The organism is Streptococcus sp. CSL10205-OR2, assembly GCF_025660655.1.
Lineage (GTDB): Bacteria > Bacillota > Bacilli > Lactobacillales > Streptococcaceae > Streptococcus.
On record NZ_JAOTIN010000003.1, the window covers coordinates 113,410 to 130,257 of the forward strand.

Below are 16,848 nucleotides of genomic sequence, written 5' to 3' on the forward strand. Positions count from 1 at the left end.
TTTTCAATCTTCTCTATAGATTTAACTATCTAAAAAAAATAAAATATGATAAAATAGTACAGATAAAGTAAGGAGTAGTCATATGGTAAAACCTAAATATAAACGTGTATTGATAAAACTATCTGGAGAAGCTTTAGCTGGTGAGAGAGGCGTCGGTATCGATTTACCAACGGTTCAAAAAATGGCTAAAGAAATTCAAGAAGTTCATGCAGAAGGTATTGATATTGCACTGGTTATTGGAGGAGGCAATCTCTGGCGTGGTGAACCTGCCGCAAAAGCGGGAATGGATCGTGTGTCAGCAGACTATACTGGAATGCTTGGTACAGTGATGAACGCCTTAGTCATGGCAGATAGTTTGAAACAATATGGTGTGGAAACTCGTGTGCAAACAGCCATCAATATGCAACAACTTGCTGAACCTTACATTAGAGGACGTGCGCTTAGACACTTAGAAAAAAATCGCATTGTTATTTTTGCAGCAGGGACAGGGTCTCCTTATTTCTCAACGGATACAACAGCTGCTCTAAGAGCTGTAGAGATTGAGGCTGATGCTATTTTAATGGCAAAAAATGGGGTTGACGGTGTCTACAATGATGACCCTAGGAAAAATGCCGATGCCATCAAATTTGACGAATTAACCCACATTGAAGTCTTAAAACAAGGCTTGAAGATTATGGATTCAACCGCTAGTTCATTATCCATGGACAATGATATCGATTTGGTTGTCTTCAATCTTAATCAACCAGGAAATATCAAACGAGTTGTCTATGGTGAGCCTATCGGAACAACCGTATCTAATAAACATCAACAATAATCAATTTTATTTTAAGGAGAGAGATAATGACAAACGCTATTATTACCAAAGCTAATGAGAGATTTGAACAATCATTTCAAGCACTAGGCCGTGAGTATGCGACTATTCGTGCTGGACGTGCCAATGCTAGTCTTTTAGATCGTATTCAAGTAGAATACTATGGTGCCATGACACCCCTAAATCAAATGGCTTCTATTACTGTTCCTGAAGCACGTGTGCTACTCATCACACCTTTTGACAAATCAATTTTAAAAGAAATTGAACGTAGTATCAATGCAAGTGATATTGGGATTACACCTCAATCAGATGGTAGTGTTGTCCGTCTTGTTATCCCTGCTTTAACAGAAGATAAACGTAAAGAGTTAGCCAAAGAAGTGAAAAAAGTTGGTGAAAATGCCAAAATAGCAATCAGAAACATTCGCCGTGATGCTATGGATGAAGCTAAAAAACAAGAAAAAAATAAAGAAATCACAGAAGATGATTTAAAAACGCTAGAAAAAGATATTCAAAAAGCAACAGACGATGCCATTAAACATATCGATCAGATGACAGCAGAAAAAGAAAAAGAGTTGCTTGAAGTCTAAGTAAAAGGGATTTGCAAGCAGATCCCTTTTTCCTATCGTTAAGTCATCCCTAATAAAAAGAAATGTGTTTAAAGATAAACACGAGGTAAAAACATGAATGAATTACTTGCTACTAGACTAACAGGTCTTGTGACGGATGAAAATGAACAGTTTTATTTTGTCCAAAAAGAAGGGGTTACTTTTGCTCTTTCTAAATCAGAAGGTGAACACCAGTTGGGTGAGATGGTTTCTGGTTTTACTTATACCGACAAGCATCAAAAAATGCGCCTAACAACAAAAATGATTGAAGCAACAAAAGACAACTATGGTTGGGGAATTGTGACAGCTGTTCGAAAAGATTTGGGTGTTTTTGTTGATACAGGTTTACCAGATAAAGAAGTTGTTGTCTCTCTTGATATTTTACCCGAATTAAAGCAACTATGGCCACAAAAAGGCGATCAATTACTAGTTTCTTTAGACGTTGATGCCAAAGGACGTCTTTGGGCGCAACCTGCACAACCAGAAGTTTTTCAAAAGCTAGCCGGTCGTGCCTACGACAACATGCACAATCAGCAATTAAGAGCCATTGTTTATCGTTTGAAGTTATCTGGAACTTTTGTCTACTTACCTGATAATAACATACTTGGTTTTATTCATCCTAGTGAAAGGTATACTGAGCCAAGACTAGGTCAAGAATTAAGTGTTCGCGTTATTGGTTATCGTGAAATAGACCAAACATTGAACCTCTCTTTAAAACCTCGCTCCTTTGAAATGCTTGAAAATGATGCCCAGATGATTCTAACTTATCTGGAAAGTAATGGTGGGTTTATGACCCTAAATGATAAATCATCACCAGAAGACATTAAAACCACCTTTGGTATTTCAAAAGGTCAATTTAAAAAAGCTCTTGGTGGCTTGATGAAAGCTAAAAAGATTAAACAAGACACAACAGGCGTCACCTTAATTTCTCCCCAATCCTGATAACCTTAAACAACGATAAACGTTAAGAGATACCATGAGTGAAATACTCAGTGTATTTTCCAGAAAGAGATAGCAAATGAGAAAAAGTTTTTATACTTGGCTAATGTCGCAAAGAAATCCTAAAAGTAATGCCCCTTTGGCCATTTTAGCCGATCATGTTTTTGAAGAGTCTGATTTTCCCAAGCAAACCAGTGATTTTGATCGCATTAGTCGGTTTTTGGAAGAAGAAGCTAGCTTTAGCTTTCCTTTAAATGAATTTGATTTGATTTGGGAAGAGTACCTTAACCATTAAAAATGAAAATATCTTTTTACTGAGGTGGCATCAACTTAGTTGTGGCATTTATTAGGTATTTTACTGCGTTTATTATATAATGAAAGAAAAGAGTTTAAACTAAAGGAGACACTTTTTGCAAGATTATTCTATTGATATTATTTTAAACCATCCAGATGATTTATTTAGCCTGTTTGGGAGTAATGAACGTCACTTGAAACTCATCGAAAAAGAATTGGGAGTGACTATCCATGCTCGCATTGAAAATATTCAAATAATTGGCGACAAAGAAAAGGTAGAGTTGGCTCGTCTAACGATTGAAGCTCTGTTAATTCTTGTCGGGCGTGGCATGCTAATCAACACACCAGATGTGGTCACGGCTCTATCAATGGCTAAAAATAATGAGATTAATAAATTTGTCGCTTTGTATGAAGAAGAAATCATTAAAGACAATTCCGGTAAGCCCATTCGCGTTAAAACATTAGGTCAAAAAGAATATGTTGACGCCATCAAGTCTCATGATGTTGTTTTTGGTATTGGTCCAGCAGGGACAGGAAAAACATTTCTAGCTGTTACTCTAGCAGTCACCGCATTAAAGCGTGGTCAAATCAAACGTATTATCCTGACACGTCCTGCTGTTGAAGCCGGTGAAAGCCTAGGTTTCTTACCTGGTGACTTAAAAGAAAAGGTTGATCCTTATCTTCGTCCTGTTTATGATGCACTCTACCAGATTTTAGGAAAAGAACATACTAACCGTTTGATGGAGCGTGAAATTATTGAAATCGCCCCTCTAGCTTATATGCGTGGACGGACGTTAGATGATGCCTTTGTCATTCTTGATGAGGCGCAAAACACTACAATCATGCAAATGAAGATGTTTTTAACCCGTCTAGGTTTTAATTCCAAGATGATTGTTAATGGCGATATTAGTCAGATTGATTTGCCAAAAAATGTGACGTCGGGTCTCATTGATGCTAGAGAAAAATTAAGAACCATCAAAGCCATTGATTTTGTTCACCTCTCTGCTAAAGATGTGGTTAGACATCCCGTTGTGGCTGAAATTATCAATGCTTATGAACCTAAGGAAACAAACTAAAACAGTTTTTAGAAAAATAAAAGCAGCAAGTGCTGCTTTTTTAGATGTTTGAAGCAATAATGCATAGTCTATGGTATAATGAAATTATCATAAAGTGAAAGAAGATAGATATGTATATAGAGATGGTTGATGAGACAAATTCAGTCTCTGATGTGATTAAGAAGCAAACACTTGATTTGCTTAATTTAGCAGCCGAGAAAATCAATAAAACAGATAAGGAAATGGCTGTGACGTTTGTGACTAATGAGCGTAGCCACGAGCTAAATCGTTACTATCGTGATACCGATAGACCTACTGATGTGATTAGTTTAGAGTACAAACCAGATAATGACATCATGTTTTCAGAGGATGATTTAGCAGAAAATCCCGAGTTATCTGAGATGCTTCTTGAGATGAATGCCTACATTGGTGAATTGTTTATCTCGATAGATAAGGCTAAAGAACAAGCAGATGACTATGGTCATAGTTTTGAGCGAGAAATGGGCTTTTTAGTCGTCCATGGTTTTTTACACATTAACGGCTATGACCACTACACCCCAGAAGAAGAAAAAGAGATGTTTACGTTACAAGAGGAGATACTGACTGCTTATGGCCTCACCAGATAAGAAAACAAAGAAAAAGTGGAAAAATCAGACCCTGATAGCAAGTCTAGAATTTGCTTTGACGGGCATATTTACGGCATTTAAAGAAGAAAGAAACATGAAAAAGCATCTTTTATCTGCTATTTTGGTTTCCCTTGCCGGTCTTTTTTTCCATCTATCAGCAATGGAATGGTTATTGCTACTGTTGAGCATCTTTTTAGTGATTTCTTTTGAGGTATTAAATTCAGCCATTGAAAATGTGGTTGATTTAGCTAGTGACTATCACTTTTCAATGCTAGCTAAAAATGCAAAAGATATGGCAGCAGGAGCAGTTTTACTAGTCTCTATTTATGCTGTTATCACCGGTCTCGTTATCTTTGTTCCAAAAATTTGGAACCTTATTTTTGATTAAGTATTGGAGAAATGAATGACATTTAAATCAGGCTTTGTAGCCATTTTAGGACGCCCAAATGTTGGGAAGTCAACCTTTTTAAACTATGTGATGGGTCAAAAAATTGCCATCATGAGCGATAAAGCACAAACCACCCGTAATAAAATCATGGGGATTTATACCACTAAAACAGAACAGATTGTATTTATCGATACTCCTGGTATTCATAAACCAAAGACGGCTCTGGGTGATTTCATGGTGGAATCAGCTTATAGTACTCTACGGGAAGTAGAAACCGTCATTTTTATGGTACCTGCTGATGAAAAGCGTGGTAAAGGTGATGACATGATTATTGAACGCTTAAAAGCCGCCAATATTCCCGTTATTTTAGTCATTAATAAAATTGATAAGGTGCATCCTGATCAATTACTAGAACAAATTGATGATTTTAGAAGTCAGATGGCTTTTAAAGAAATTGTCCCAATATCAGCCACTCAAGGAAACAATGTTGAGCGCTTGATGAGTATCTTAGTTGATAATCTTGAAGAGGGTTTTCAGTATTTCCCAGAAGATATGATTACCGATCATCCGGAACGTTTTTTAGTGTCTGAGATGATTCGTGAGAAGGTTCTTCATTTAACCATGCAAGAAGTACCTCACTCAGTTGCCGTTGTTGTTGAATCGATGAAACGTGATGAAGAAACTGATAAAATCCATATTAGAGCGACAATCATGGTCGAAAGAGATAGCCAAAAAGGGATTATCATCGGGAAAAAAGGTGGTATGCTGAAAAAAATTGGCAGTCTTGCTCGCAGAGATATCGAATTAATGCTTGGAGACAAGGTCTTTTTAGAAACCTGGGTTAAAGTTAAGAAAAACTGGCGTGATAAAAAACTTGATTTAGCTGATTTTGGTTATAATAAAAAAGAATACTAAGGAGTTAACATGCCTGAATTACCAGAAGTTGAAACTGTTCGACGTGGTTTAGAAACATTACTTGTAGGAAAGAAGATCAAAAAGGTCTTCTTTTCCTATCCTCAAATGATTAAAACAGATAAAAAACAATTTATGCAGGAAATTACTGATAAAGTGATTACTGCTGTCAAAAGAAGAGGGAAATACCTTTTGATTGAGCTGACGGACAATGTTATTATTTCTCATCTGCGCATGGAAGGGAAATATTTTAGTTTTGCTAATGATGTGCCTGAAAACAAGCATTTTCATGCCTTCTTTGAATTATCTGATGGCTCTACCTTGGTTTATCAAGATGTTCGCAAATTTGGCACCATGGAACTTTTTTCTAAAGCAGAATTGGATAACTATTTTAAATCAAAAAAAATAGGCCCAGAGCCTATAGAAAATGATTTTAAGTTAGCTCCCTTTAAAAAAGCCCTATCAAAGTCTAGTCGTCCTATCAAGTCTCATCTTTTAGATCAAACTCTTGTAGCAGGATTAGGTAATATCTATGTTGATGAGGTTTTATTTGCTAGTAAAATTCATCCTGAAACAGTAAGTTCCCACCTCTCATCAAAACAAGTCACACACTTACATCAAGCGATTATTGAGTTGCTGGCTTTTGCAGTATTAAAACGAGGCTCAACGATTAGAACCTATCAAAACACCTTAGGGGAAGCGGGCGAAATGCAGGATTTCTTAAAAGTATACGGTAGACAAGGCCTGCCTTGTTTTAATTGTCAAACACCAATTGAAAAAATAAAGTTAGGAGGAAGAGGGACACACTTTTGTCCGTCTTGTCAAGTGAAATGAAAGCAAAAATTATTGGTTTAACAGGCGGGATTGCCTCAGGGAAATCATTTGTTAGTCAGTTGATTAAAGAGCAAGGTTTTCTAGTGATTGATGCTGATGAAGTGGTCCACAACCTCCAAAAAAAAAGAGGTAAACTCTATCGTGTTTTGGTAGATTTTTTTGGCGATGACATTCTTCAAACTGATGGGGAACTCAATCGTCCTAAATTATCGGCTCTCTTTTTTTCTAACCGCGAAGTGCAACAAAAAGTTTCGCAGCTCCAAGATGATATTATCAGAGAAGCTCTAGCTTTTGAAAGAGAACGTGCCAGTCAAACCCATGATATATTTTTCATGGATATCCCCCTCTTGTTTGAAAGGCATTATGAAACTTCTGTTGATGAGGTTTGGCTTGTTTATGTAGATGAACAAACACAATTAAAACGTCTTATGGCACGAAACCATTATAGTGAAGAAGAGGCAATGAAAAGAATAACCTCTCAAGAAAGTCTCGAAACAAAAAAGAAAAAAGCAGATGTTATCATTGATAACAACGGCTCAAAAGAAGTCACAAAACAAAAAGTATTAGCACTTTTAAAAGAATCTTCTGTTTAAAACTAAAATCCTAAAGAAAAAGAAATTCCTTTTCTTTGGGGCAATCAAAAAAGCCACTAATTAGTGGCTTTGTTTTAGTTTGCTGTAATATTTGCTGCTTGAAGTCCGCGAGCGCCTTCTTCAATATCAAATGTCACTTTTTGGCCTTCATCTAATGTTTTGAAACCATCAGATTGGATTGCTGAGAAATGTGCGAAAACGTCGCCATGTTCTTCAGTGCTGATAAAACCGAAACCTTTTTCAGCATTAAACCATTTTACTGTACCTTGTGTCATAGTATACATACTTCCTCTCTTTAATATTGGTAAATCTTTGAGACAAAATATGATAAAACACAAATGTTACTCTTAATCAATCTACTAGAGTCAGTATAACATCATTTCACTCCTTTGTCCACCCATATAGCAAAACTAATTGACAATTCTTTTTAAATATTGCTTTTGAAGATTAAAAATGGGTAAGAAACAATCCTTAAAAAAATATTAGATGATTTAGTTCTTTTGATGTGACTTGTCAAGTTTATTTCCTAAAGTGATGGTTTGTGTGATATAATATCTCTAGTATTTTAGATGAAGTCATCATCATGATAAACATTAAAAGAAATCTTATGATTGTTATAACTGGAATATTGAAAGAAGGGTAGGTGATGGTGTGCGCATTAAAATTAATTTAACTTGTACAGAATGTGGTAGTAAAAATTACATCACCAGCAAAAATAAAACCAATCATCCCGAAAAAATAAAGGTTTTAAAGTATTGCCCAAAAGAAAGAAAAGTGACCTTACATCTTGAATCTTAATAAAAATTATGATAGAATGACCAAGATGACAGTAGAGGAGATGACTCATGTATAGCATTTTACTAAATATATTATTGATATTATCTGGTATTATTATTGTTGCTATTTTTATGCAACCACAAAAAAATCCAAGTAGCAACGTATTTGACAATAGTGCTTCACAAGCCCTGTTTGAAAGAACAAAGGCGCGTGGTTTTGAAGCATTCATGCAACGCTTTACCGGAATTTTAGTTTTTGTCTGGCTCTTAGTTGCACTTGCTTTAGCTATTTTATCAAGTAAATAAAAGGTGAGCTTGACATTGTCTAGCTCATTTTTTTAATGAAAGGAACAAATGAAAGATTTATTATTGAACTACTTAAAAGAACACGGACCATCTAGTGTTGACACTATCGCTAAGGCCTTAGATGTTGACACGTCAACTGGTTTTCGTGATCTTATTAAGATAATTGCCCAATTAGATAACAAGGGAGTTCTATGGTTTAATGACCAAGGAGATATCTCTTTAAAAGAGGCGAAAAAAAAGAAAGAAGCAGTCTTAATAGAAGGGATTTTTAGAGCTAACCGAGCTGGTTTTGGCTTTATCTCAATTGATGGTGAAGAAGCTGATTTATTCGTCAGTAGACAAGATACCGCGAATGCCATAGATGGTGATAGGGTGAAAGTCAGTATCAAAAAAGTGGCAAATCGCTTGAGTGATTCTTCAGCAGAAGCCGAGATTGTTGAAATTGTTGAAAGAAGTATCAAAACAGTTGTCGGCTCCTTTGTCCCAAGCACAGAAAAAAATGGTTTTATCGGTTATATTAAGAGTAAAAATCAAAAGATTAGTCAAAAAATCTATCTCAAAAAAACACCGCTTGTTTTAGATGGGACAGAAGTTTTAAAAGTAGCTATTAGCAGTTATCCGACTAAAGAAGCTGATTATTTTATAGCTGACATTACAGATATTATTGGTCACAAGGGTGAGGTAGGTATTGATGTCTTGGAAGTGTTAGAGTCGATGGACATCGTCTCACAATTTCCAGAAGAGGTCATTAATCAAGCAAATAGTATTTCAGAAAAACCCGACAAAAAAGATTATCTTGGTCGCATTGATTTAAGAGATGAGATTACCTTTACTATTGATGGTGCAGATGCCAAAGACTTGGATGATGCCATTCATATCAAAGCACTTGATAACGGCAATTTCGAGTTGGGAGTACATATCGCAGATGTTTCTTATTATGTCACAGAAAATTCACCACTTGACAAGGAAGCCTTATCAAGAGGAACCAGTGTTTATGTGACAGACCGTGTGGTCCCTATGCTACCAGAACGTTTGTCAAATGGTATTTGTTCTCTTAATCCAAACGTTGATCGCCTAACACTTTCAGCCATCATGGAAATTAATCCAAAAGGGAAAGTTGTCCACTATCAAATGGCACCATCAGTGATTAACACTACTTTTAGGATGACTTATAGTGATGTTAACCAGATGATTGCTGGTGACGAAGAATTGTTACAGACCTACTCAACTATTAAAGACAGTGTTGAACAGATGGTTATTCTTCATGATCGTCTTGAAAAAATGCGTGAAAAAAGAGGAAGTCTTAACTTTGACACAACAGAAGCCAAGATTATCGTGAATGACAAAGGTTTTCCGATTGATATTGCTGTGCGTGAAAGAGGTCTATCTGAGAGGATGATTGAATCCTTTATGTTGGCTGCCAATGAATGTGTTGCTGAACATTTTGCCAAATTAGAATTACCATTTATCTATCGTATTCACGAAGAACCAAAAGCAGAAAAAGTACAAAAATTTATTGACTATGCTAGTGTTTTTGGTGTGAAAATTCAAGGAACAGCCAATAAAATCACACAAACTGCCCTTCAGGAATTCATGAAAAATATTAAAGGGCAACCAGGTAGTGAAGTGCTTTCTATGATGCTACTACGTTCCATGCAACAAGCCAGATATTCTGAGCATAATCATGGACATTATGGCTTGGCTGCAGAGTATTATACGCATTTCACAAGTCCCATCAGACGTTACCCAGATTTACTGGTTCACCGTTTGATTAGAGAATATGAAACAGTTTCACATGAAAAAACAGAACACTTTAGCCATCTGATTCCAGAGATTGCTAGCCAATCATCACAATTAGAAAGACGTGCCGTTGATGCTGAAAGAACAGTTGAGTCAATGAAAAAAGCAGAATACATGTCTGCCTATGTTGGTGAAGAATTTGATGGTATTATCGGTAGTATTGTTAAGTTTGGGATGTTTGTTGAATTACCAAATACTATTGAAGGCTTAATCCATGTCACTAATCTCCCTGAGTACTATCATTACAATGAACGTGGCATGTTATTGCTAGGAGAAAAATCAGGCAAGGTTTTTAGGGTTGGACAGCCCATTAGAGTCAAACTGGTTAATGCCGATAAAGAAACAGGCGATATTGATTTTGAGTATCTTCCTAGTGATTTTGATGTTGTTGAAAAACGCATGAAAGTAGAAAAAAATCATCGTCGTCGTTCAAAAACAAAAGAAAAGAAACCTTTAACCAAACACGGTGAGAAAAAAGCTAATAAACAATCACTTGATAAAAAAATCGCTAAAGCCATTCCCAAGAAAAAAGGCGAGAAAATAAAATATAAGGAAGTGATTAAAAAAGGAGGAGGCCATGGTAAAAGAAGAGGGAAAACTCGTCGCTCAAAATAAGAAAGCGAGACACGATTACCATATTATTGACACCTACGAAACAGGAATTGTTCTAACAGGAACAGAAATTAAAAGTGTCAGAGCTGCTAGAATCACCTTAAAAGATGGTTTTGCCCAAATTAAAAATGGTGAAGTTTGGCTAAATAATGTACATATCACCCCATATGAACAAGGGAACATCTGGAACCAAGACCCCTATAGAACCCGTAAATTACTGCTAAAACGTCGAGAAATTGAAAAAATTGAAAAAGAATTAAAAGGGACTGGGATGACCTTGGTTCCTTTGAAAGTCTACCTTAAAAATGGTTTTGCCAAGGTTTTGATTGGTCTAGCAAAAGGTAAGCATGACTATGATAAACGTGAATCTATCAAGCGTCGTGAGCAAGAAAGAGACATTAAACGTCAGATGAAACAATTTAACAAACGCTAAGGTAAAAATGGCGTTATTGTTCTAATGTTTGAATTGTAAAGAAGTGTTTAAAATAAAAAGATAAATAAGTGATAGAGTAGACGTTGCCAGCTAGTCCTTGTGAAATAAACTTGAAAAAACAATCGATTTTTGATAGACTAAAGAGAACAAAATGATAAGGAGAATAGAATGTCTGAACGTGGTTTATTAATCATCTTTTCTGGACCATCAGGTGTTGGAAAAGGCACAGTTAGACAAGAAATTTTTTCGACACCCAATCACAAATTTGAATATTCCGTTTCAATGACAACCAGACCACAACGACCTGGTGAAGTAGATGGTGTGGATTATTTCTTTAGGACGCGTGAAGAGTTTGAGGACCTTATTAAAAAAGGGTTGATGCTAGAGTATGCAGAATACGTTGGCAATTACTATGGAACCCCGCTCACTTATGTTAATGAAACGCTTGATAAAGGCATTGATGTCTTTCTTGAAATTGAAGTTCAAGGTGCCCTTCAAGTTAAAAAGAAAGTACCAGATGGTGTTTTTATCTTCTTGACACCACCTGACTTAGAAGAGTTAGAAGGACGTTTAATCGGCCGTGGTACAGATAGTCAAGAAATGATTGCTAAAAGAATTGAGCGTGCCAAAGAAGAGATTGCTCTTATGCGTGAGTACGACTATGCCGTTGTTAATGACGAAGTAGCTTTAGCAGCTGAACGTGTAAAACGAATTATTGAAGTTGAACATTTTAGAGTTGAGCGAGTGATTGGTCATTACAATGCCATGATTCCCAAAGAATTACCTGTTAGATAATATAGAAAAGAGATCAAACTTATGATGTTAAAACCTTCCATTGATACTTTATTAGATAAAGTACCATCTAAATATTCACTTTGTGTGCTTCAAGCTAAAAGAGCTCATGAGTTAGAGATGGGAGCAACCCCAACACAAGACTTTAAATCAGTGAAGTCAACCTTGCGTGCTTTAGAAGAAATTGAGTCTGGAAATGTTGTTATCCATCCAGATCCTGTTGCAAAACGTGCAGCAGTACGAGCTAAGATTGAAGCAGAACGACTTGCTAAAGAAGCTGAAGAACGTAAGATAAAAGAACAAATTGCAAAAGAAAAAGAAGAAGAAGGTGAAAAAATCTAAGATTGCTATCAATCTTAGATTTTTCGTATGGAGGTAGCTAATGAAAAAAACAGCTCAAGTCATTGTTGATATTCCTTCAATGCAAACAGATAAACCTTTTTCATACAGTATTCCAGATCACTTGCTTGACCTTGTTGCCGTTGGTTCAAGAGTTCATGTCCCTTTTGGTCGAGCAAATCGATTACTACAAGGCTTTGTCCTTGATATTACTCTTTCTGAGTCTGACGAGTTAAAAGAAGTTGTTAGTGTGTTAGATTTTGTGCCAGTTCTTAATAAAGAACAACTGTTTTTGGCAACTGAAATGAGAAAAACTGTCTTTTCTTATAAAGTATCAATCCTAAAAGCAATGATTCCTAACCTCCTTAATTCTAATTATGATAAACGGTTGACACCTAGAGAGAGTCTTAGCCAAGAAGATGCCAAACTCATTTTCAAAGAGAAAGAAGATGTTTTGTTTTCATCTCTTTCAGAAGAAGTACAAAAAATAAGTCTTAAGCTAATTGCTTCAGGGCAAATTTCAGTAACCTATGAAGCCAAAGATAAAAAAACGATAAAAGTTGAAAAGTATTATGACATTTCAAAAGCACTATCACAAGTAGAGATTTCTAATCGTGCAAAGAAACGTCTTGCCTTGAAAGAATATCTACTGACCCAAAAAGAAAAAGGGAAATTATCAGACCTTTATCAACAATTTTCAAGAAATGTTGTCAACTATTTTATTGATCATCAGCTTATCACAATTTCTGAAATTGAAATTAATCGTAATCAAAATTACTTTGATGCCATTTCTAAAACAGATTTTTTACAACTCAATAAGCAACAAAAAGAGATTGTTGATGAGATTGTTGCTCATGTTGGAAAACCTAATAAACCTTATCTTTTAGAGGGTATTACAGGTAGTGGAAAAACAGAAGTCTATCTTCATGTGATTGATCAGGTTTTAAAAATGGGAAAAACAGCTATTGTTTTAGTCCCTGAAATCTCTTTAACGCCACAAATGACTAGTCGCTTTATTTCACGTTTTGGTCATCAAGTGGCGATTATGCACTCTGGCTTGTCTGAAGGTGAAAAATTTGATGAATGGCGAAAGATTAAAAACAAAGAAGCCAAGGTCGTCGTTGGTGCTAGGTCAGCCATTTTTGCTCCACTAGATAATATTGGAGCCATTATTATTGATGAGGAGCATGAATCTTCCTATAAACAAGATTCTAACCCAAGATATCACGCGCGTGATGTTGCTCTCATAAGAGCCAAATATCACCAAGCAGTTTTGGTAATGGGAAGTGCAACACCAAGTATAGAAAGTCGTGCACGTGCTAGTAAAGAGGTTTATCATTTTCTTCAGTTGACAAAAAGAGCAACGCCAAATGCGACCATTCCTAAAGTGACAGTGGTTGACTTTAGGGATTATGTTGGTCAACAAGAATTGAGTAACTATACTCCGCTATTACTTGAGAAGATAGCTGATCGTCTCAATAAAAAAGAGCAAAGTATTTTAATGCTAAATAGACGAGGGTATTCTAGTTTTATCATGTGTCGGGAGTGTGCTTATGTTGATGAATGTCCAAATTGCGACATTTCATTAACGCTTCACATGTCGACAAAAACAATGAATTGCCACTACTGTGGTTTTTCAAAGGCGATTCCAAGAACCTGTCCAAACTGTGGTAGTTCAAGTATTAGATATTATGGAACAGGAACTCAAAAAGCTTATGATGAATTACAACAAGCCTTTCCAACTGCTAAAATTTTAAGAATGGATGTCGATACAACAAGAAAAAAAGGAGCACATGAGTCTCTCTTGTCTCAATTTGAAAAACAAGAAGCCGATATTCTCTTAGGAACTCAAATGATTGCTAAAGGGCTTGATTTTCCTAACGTCACTCTTGTTGGTGTTTTAAATGCTGATACCTCACTTAATCTCCCAGATTTTCGTGCTTCTGAAAAAACATTTCAGCTCTTAACCCAAGTTGCTGGTCGAGCAGGTCGTTCTGATAAAAATGGGGAAGTGATTATCCAAACCTACAATCCTAATCATTATGCTATTCAATTAGCTCAACAACAAGATTATGAAAGTTTTTATCGCTATGAAATGACACTAAGACACCAACTCGGTTACCCGCCTTATTATTTTACGATTGGTTTAACCTTGTCACATCGTAGTGAAGAAGAAGCCATTAAAAAATCATATCAGGTCTTGGATATCTTGAAAAATCAACTCAGCGATCAAGTGACCATTCTTGGTCCAACACCAAAACCTGTTGCAAGAACCAATAATTATTACCACTACCAGTTAATAGTCAAGTATCGTTTTGAAGATCATTTAGAAGAGGCAATGAATCATATTTTAGAATTGACGCAAGACAAAGAAAATAAACACTTGCGTTTAGCCATTGATTACGAACCTCAAAACTTTATATAGCTTGTCAGACTTATGCTATAATAGTTGGAACAAGGAAAGGGAAGTATAATGACAAAACTAATTTTTATGGGGACTCCTGATTTTTCAGCGACTGTTTTAGAAGGGCTACTAACCCAGCCACAGTATGATATTATTGCAGTGGTCACTCAGCCTGATAGGGCCGTTGGACGCAAAAAAGAAATCAAAATGACGCCAGTAAAAAATCTTGCTTTACTGCATAGCATTCCTGTTTATCAGCCAGAAAGACTATCCAACAGCCAAGAACTTGATCAACTAATGACCTTGGGAGCTGATGGGATTGTTACGGCTGCTTTTGGTCAATTTTTACCAGAGAAACTCCTAAAATCAGTAGACTTTGCGATTAATGTTCATGCTTCTCTTCTACCTAAATACCGAGGAGGGGCTCCGATTCATTACGCTCTGATGAATGATGAAAAAGAAACTGGAGTGACCATCATGGAAATGGTCAAACAAATGGATGCAGGTGCGATGATTGCAACAGCCAAACTAGCTATTACCGATGAGGATAATGTTGGCACCTTATTTGACAAATTAGCCATTATCGGTAGAGATTTGTTGTTAGAGAGTTTACCAGATTATATTAAGGGAGAATTAAAACCAATCGCTCAAGAAGAAGATAAGGCGACATTTTCACCCAATATTACTCCAGAAGAAGAACAAATAAACTGGCAGAAACCTGCTAGAACCATTTTTAATCAAATTAGAGGGATGTACCCGTGGCCAGTAGCCCACACCTTTTTAAATGACAAACGCTTTAAAATTTATGAAGCCAGTGAAGTTTCAGGTGAGGGTCATCCAGGAACAATCATTAAGAAGACAAAAAAAGAACTGATTGTTGCTGCCGGTAAAGGGGCTATTTCATTAAAGAGTGTGCAACTAGCAGGAAAACCAAGAATGTCTGTTAGTGATTTTCTAAATGGAGTTGGAAGAACGATTGAAGTAGGTGATGTTTTTGGTGAGTAAATGGAAAAAAATGCCTAGAGGTAAAGCACTAGAAATGTTAACTGCTATCTTTGAAGAAGGTGCTTACTCTAATATTCTCCTAAATCAAAACTTAGAGAAAAGTCAATTAGGAGATAAAGATAAGGCGCTTATCACCGAAATTGTTTATGGAACCGTCTCTCGAAAAATCACCTTAGAATGGTATCTTTCTCATTTTATAGAAGACCGTGATAAATTAGAACCTTGGCTCTATCATCTTTTGATGATGAGTCTTTATCAAATCATCTATCTTGATAAAATACCAGATCATGCCGTAGTCAATGATGCCGTCGTTATCGCTAAAGATAGAGGTAAAAATAGAGGCAAAGAGAAGTTGGTTAATGCTGTTCTTCGTCAATTTTTAAGAACAAAAAGACCAGATTATAAAACCATAAAACGTATCAATAAACGTTATTCCATCCAATATTCTGTACCTGTTTGGTTGGTGAAAAAAATGATTGCCCAATACGGTGAACAAAGAGCACTAGCCATTTTTGAAAGTCTTTTTGTACGCAATAAAACCAGTTTTCGTGTCACAAACCCAGAAAAAATAACAGAAATAGCTGACGTTTTAGAAGCCAGTTCATCACTTTTATCGCCGGTTGGTTTAGTGAAATCATCAGGAAATGTAACGAGAACAGATTATTTTAGAAATGGTGAAATAACCATTCAAGACGAATCTAGTCAACTTGTTGCTCCTACTCTAAAAATAAAAGGTGATGAAACTATTCTTGACGCCTGTAGTGCTCCTGGTGGAAAAACAGTTCACATGGCTACTTATTTAACCAGTGGTCAGATTACTGCTTTAGATATTTATGAACATAAACTGGAATTAGTAAGAGAAAATGCAAATCGCATGAACGTCTCTGACAAGATTAATACTCAGCAATTAGACGCAACAACTGTGCACAAACATTTTCCAAAAGATAGCTTTGACAAAATTTTAGTTGATGCTCCCTGTTCAGGGATAGGACTTATTCGTCGTAAACCAGAGATTAAATATCAAAAAAAAGAACAAGATTTAGTCGATTTACAAAAGATTCAGTTACAAATCCTAGCTAGTGTTTGTCAAACACTACGAAAAGGTGGTATAATAACCTATAGTACTTGTACACTATTTGAAGAAGAAAATAATCAGGTGATTTCTCAATTTTTAGAGACACACCCTAATTTTAAACAAGTAGCATTAACACATCCTCTTAAGGATATTACTAAAAATGGCTTTATAAGTATCACCCCGGAACAATACCATACAGATGGTTTCTTTATCGGGCAAATAAAACGTATTTCATAGTTTGAAAGGAGA

General features: G+C 36.0%; 20 protein-coding genes. 19 read left to right on the plus strand and 1 reads right to left on the minus strand.

Annotated elements, in window-relative coordinates; genetic code table 11:
• Positions 1-82 precede the first annotated feature (82 nt).
• The 10 genes from pyrH (at position 83) to coaE (ending at position 7,057) form a co-directional block, all read left to right on the plus strand.
• Complete coding sequence (gene pyrH, locus N7659_RS02905; RefSeq protein WP_263275728.1) at positions 83-814, plus strand: UMP kinase; 732 nt, start codon at positions 83-85, stop codon at positions 812-814.
• A 26-nt stretch (positions 815-840) separates the two neighbouring features.
• Positions 841-1,398: a ribosome recycling factor gene (gene frr, locus N7659_RS02910; RefSeq protein WP_263275729.1), complete on the plus strand. Its 558-nt coding sequence runs from the start codon at positions 841-843 to the stop codon at positions 1,396-1,398.
• Positions 1,399-1,491: 93 nt separating this feature from the next.
• The gene (locus tag N7659_RS02915; RefSeq protein ID WP_263275730.1) at positions 1,492-2,358 is read left to right on the plus strand and encodes a S1 RNA-binding domain-containing protein; all 867 of its coding nucleotides are present in this window, start codon (positions 1,492-1,494) and stop codon (positions 2,356-2,358) included.
• Positions 2,359-2,434: 76 nt separating this feature from the next.
• Positions 2,435-2,650, plus strand: coding sequence for a YozE family protein (locus N7659_RS02920; RefSeq protein WP_199567810.1), 216 nt, complete (start codon positions 2,435-2,437; stop codon positions 2,648-2,650).
• Between the two features lie 115 nt (positions 2,651-2,765).
• Complete coding sequence (locus N7659_RS02925) at positions 2,766-3,725, plus strand: PhoH family protein (protein WP_263275731.1); 960 nt, start codon at positions 2,766-2,768, stop codon at positions 3,723-3,725.
• 110 nt (positions 3,726-3,835) lie between these two features.
• Positions 3,836-4,330 (plus strand): rRNA maturation RNase YbeY, encoded by a 495-nt coding sequence (gene ybeY, locus N7659_RS02930; RefSeq protein WP_263275732.1) that lies wholly within the window; start codon positions 3,836-3,838, stop codon positions 4,328-4,330.
• A complete protein-coding gene (locus N7659_RS02935) occupies positions 4,314-4,718 on the plus strand; it encodes a diacylglycerol kinase family protein (RefSeq protein WP_263275733.1) in 405 nt (134 codons plus the stop codon). The genes ybeY and N7659_RS02935 overlap by 17 nt, the downstream gene beginning before the upstream one ends.
• A gap of 15 nt (positions 4,719-4,733) precedes the next feature.
• The gene (gene era, locus N7659_RS02940) at positions 4,734-5,633 is read left to right on the plus strand and encodes a GTPase Era (protein WP_263275734.1); all 900 of its coding nucleotides are present in this window, start codon (positions 4,734-4,736) and stop codon (positions 5,631-5,633) included.
• Positions 5,634-5,642: 9 nt separating this feature from the next.
• A complete protein-coding gene (gene mutM / locus N7659_RS02945; protein WP_263275735.1) occupies positions 5,643-6,464 on the plus strand; it encodes a DNA-formamidopyrimidine glycosylase in 822 nt (273 codons plus the stop codon).
• Positions 6,461-7,057, plus strand: coding sequence for a dephospho-CoA kinase (gene coaE / locus N7659_RS02950; RefSeq protein WP_263275736.1), 597 nt, complete (start codon positions 6,461-6,463; stop codon positions 7,055-7,057). Before mutM ends, coaE begins: the two co-directional genes overlap by 4 nt.
• Positions 7,058-7,131: 74 nt before the next feature.
• Here coaE and N7659_RS02955 read toward each other — a convergent pair whose 3' ends face one another.
• Positions 7,132-7,332: a cold-shock protein gene (locus N7659_RS02955; protein WP_026216741.1), complete on the minus strand. Its 201-nt coding sequence runs from the start codon at positions 7,330-7,332 to the stop codon at positions 7,132-7,134.
• A gap of 376 nt (positions 7,333-7,708) precedes the next feature.
• Here N7659_RS02955 and rpmG point away from each other — a divergent pair, with 376 nt between their 5' ends.
• From rpmG to rsmB, 9 genes are all read left to right on the plus strand, one after another.
• On the plus strand, positions 7,709-7,855 hold the full coding sequence (rpmG, locus tag N7659_RS02960) for a 50S ribosomal protein L33 (protein WP_199567817.1): 147 nt from the start codon (positions 7,709-7,711) through the stop codon (positions 7,853-7,855).
• A 47-nt stretch (positions 7,856-7,902) separates the two neighbouring features.
• Positions 7,903-8,139, plus strand: coding sequence for a preprotein translocase subunit SecG (gene secG / locus N7659_RS02965; protein ID WP_258511749.1), 237 nt, complete (start codon positions 7,903-7,905; stop codon positions 8,137-8,139).
• 48 nt (positions 8,140-8,187) lie between these two features.
• Positions 8,188-10,554, plus strand: coding sequence for a ribonuclease R (gene rnr, locus N7659_RS02970; RefSeq protein ID WP_263275737.1), 2,367 nt, complete (start codon positions 8,188-8,190; stop codon positions 10,552-10,554).
• Entirely contained in the window at positions 10,517-10,984 is a 468-nt protein-coding gene (gene smpB, locus N7659_RS02975) for an SsrA-binding protein SmpB (protein ID WP_263275738.1), read from the plus strand. Before rnr ends, smpB begins: the two co-directional genes overlap by 38 nt.
• Before the next feature lie 168 nt (positions 10,985-11,152).
• Positions 11,153-11,779, plus strand: coding sequence for a guanylate kinase (gene gmk / locus N7659_RS02980; RefSeq protein ID WP_263275739.1), 627 nt, complete (start codon positions 11,153-11,155; stop codon positions 11,777-11,779).
• A gap of 21 nt (positions 11,780-11,800) precedes the next feature.
• Positions 11,801-12,118 (plus strand): DNA-directed RNA polymerase subunit omega, encoded by a 318-nt coding sequence (gene rpoZ, locus N7659_RS02985; protein WP_258511751.1) that lies wholly within the window; start codon positions 11,801-11,803, stop codon positions 12,116-12,118.
• A gap of 40 nt (positions 12,119-12,158) precedes the next feature.
• Positions 12,159-14,540, plus strand: a complete 2,382-nt coding sequence (locus tag N7659_RS02990) for a primosomal protein N' (RefSeq protein ID WP_263275740.1) — start codon at positions 12,159-12,161, stop codon at positions 14,538-14,540.
• A 48-nt stretch (positions 14,541-14,588) separates the two neighbouring features.
• The gene (gene fmt, locus N7659_RS02995; RefSeq protein WP_263275741.1) at positions 14,589-15,524 is read left to right on the plus strand and encodes a methionyl-tRNA formyltransferase; all 936 of its coding nucleotides are present in this window, start codon (positions 14,589-14,591) and stop codon (positions 15,522-15,524) included.
• Positions 15,514-16,836, plus strand: coding sequence for a 16S rRNA (cytosine(967)-C(5))-methyltransferase RsmB (gene rsmB, locus N7659_RS03000; RefSeq protein WP_263275742.1), 1,323 nt, complete (start codon positions 15,514-15,516; stop codon positions 16,834-16,836). Before fmt ends, rsmB begins: the two co-directional genes overlap by 11 nt.
• The last annotated feature ends 12 nt before the right edge of the window (positions 16,837-16,848 follow it).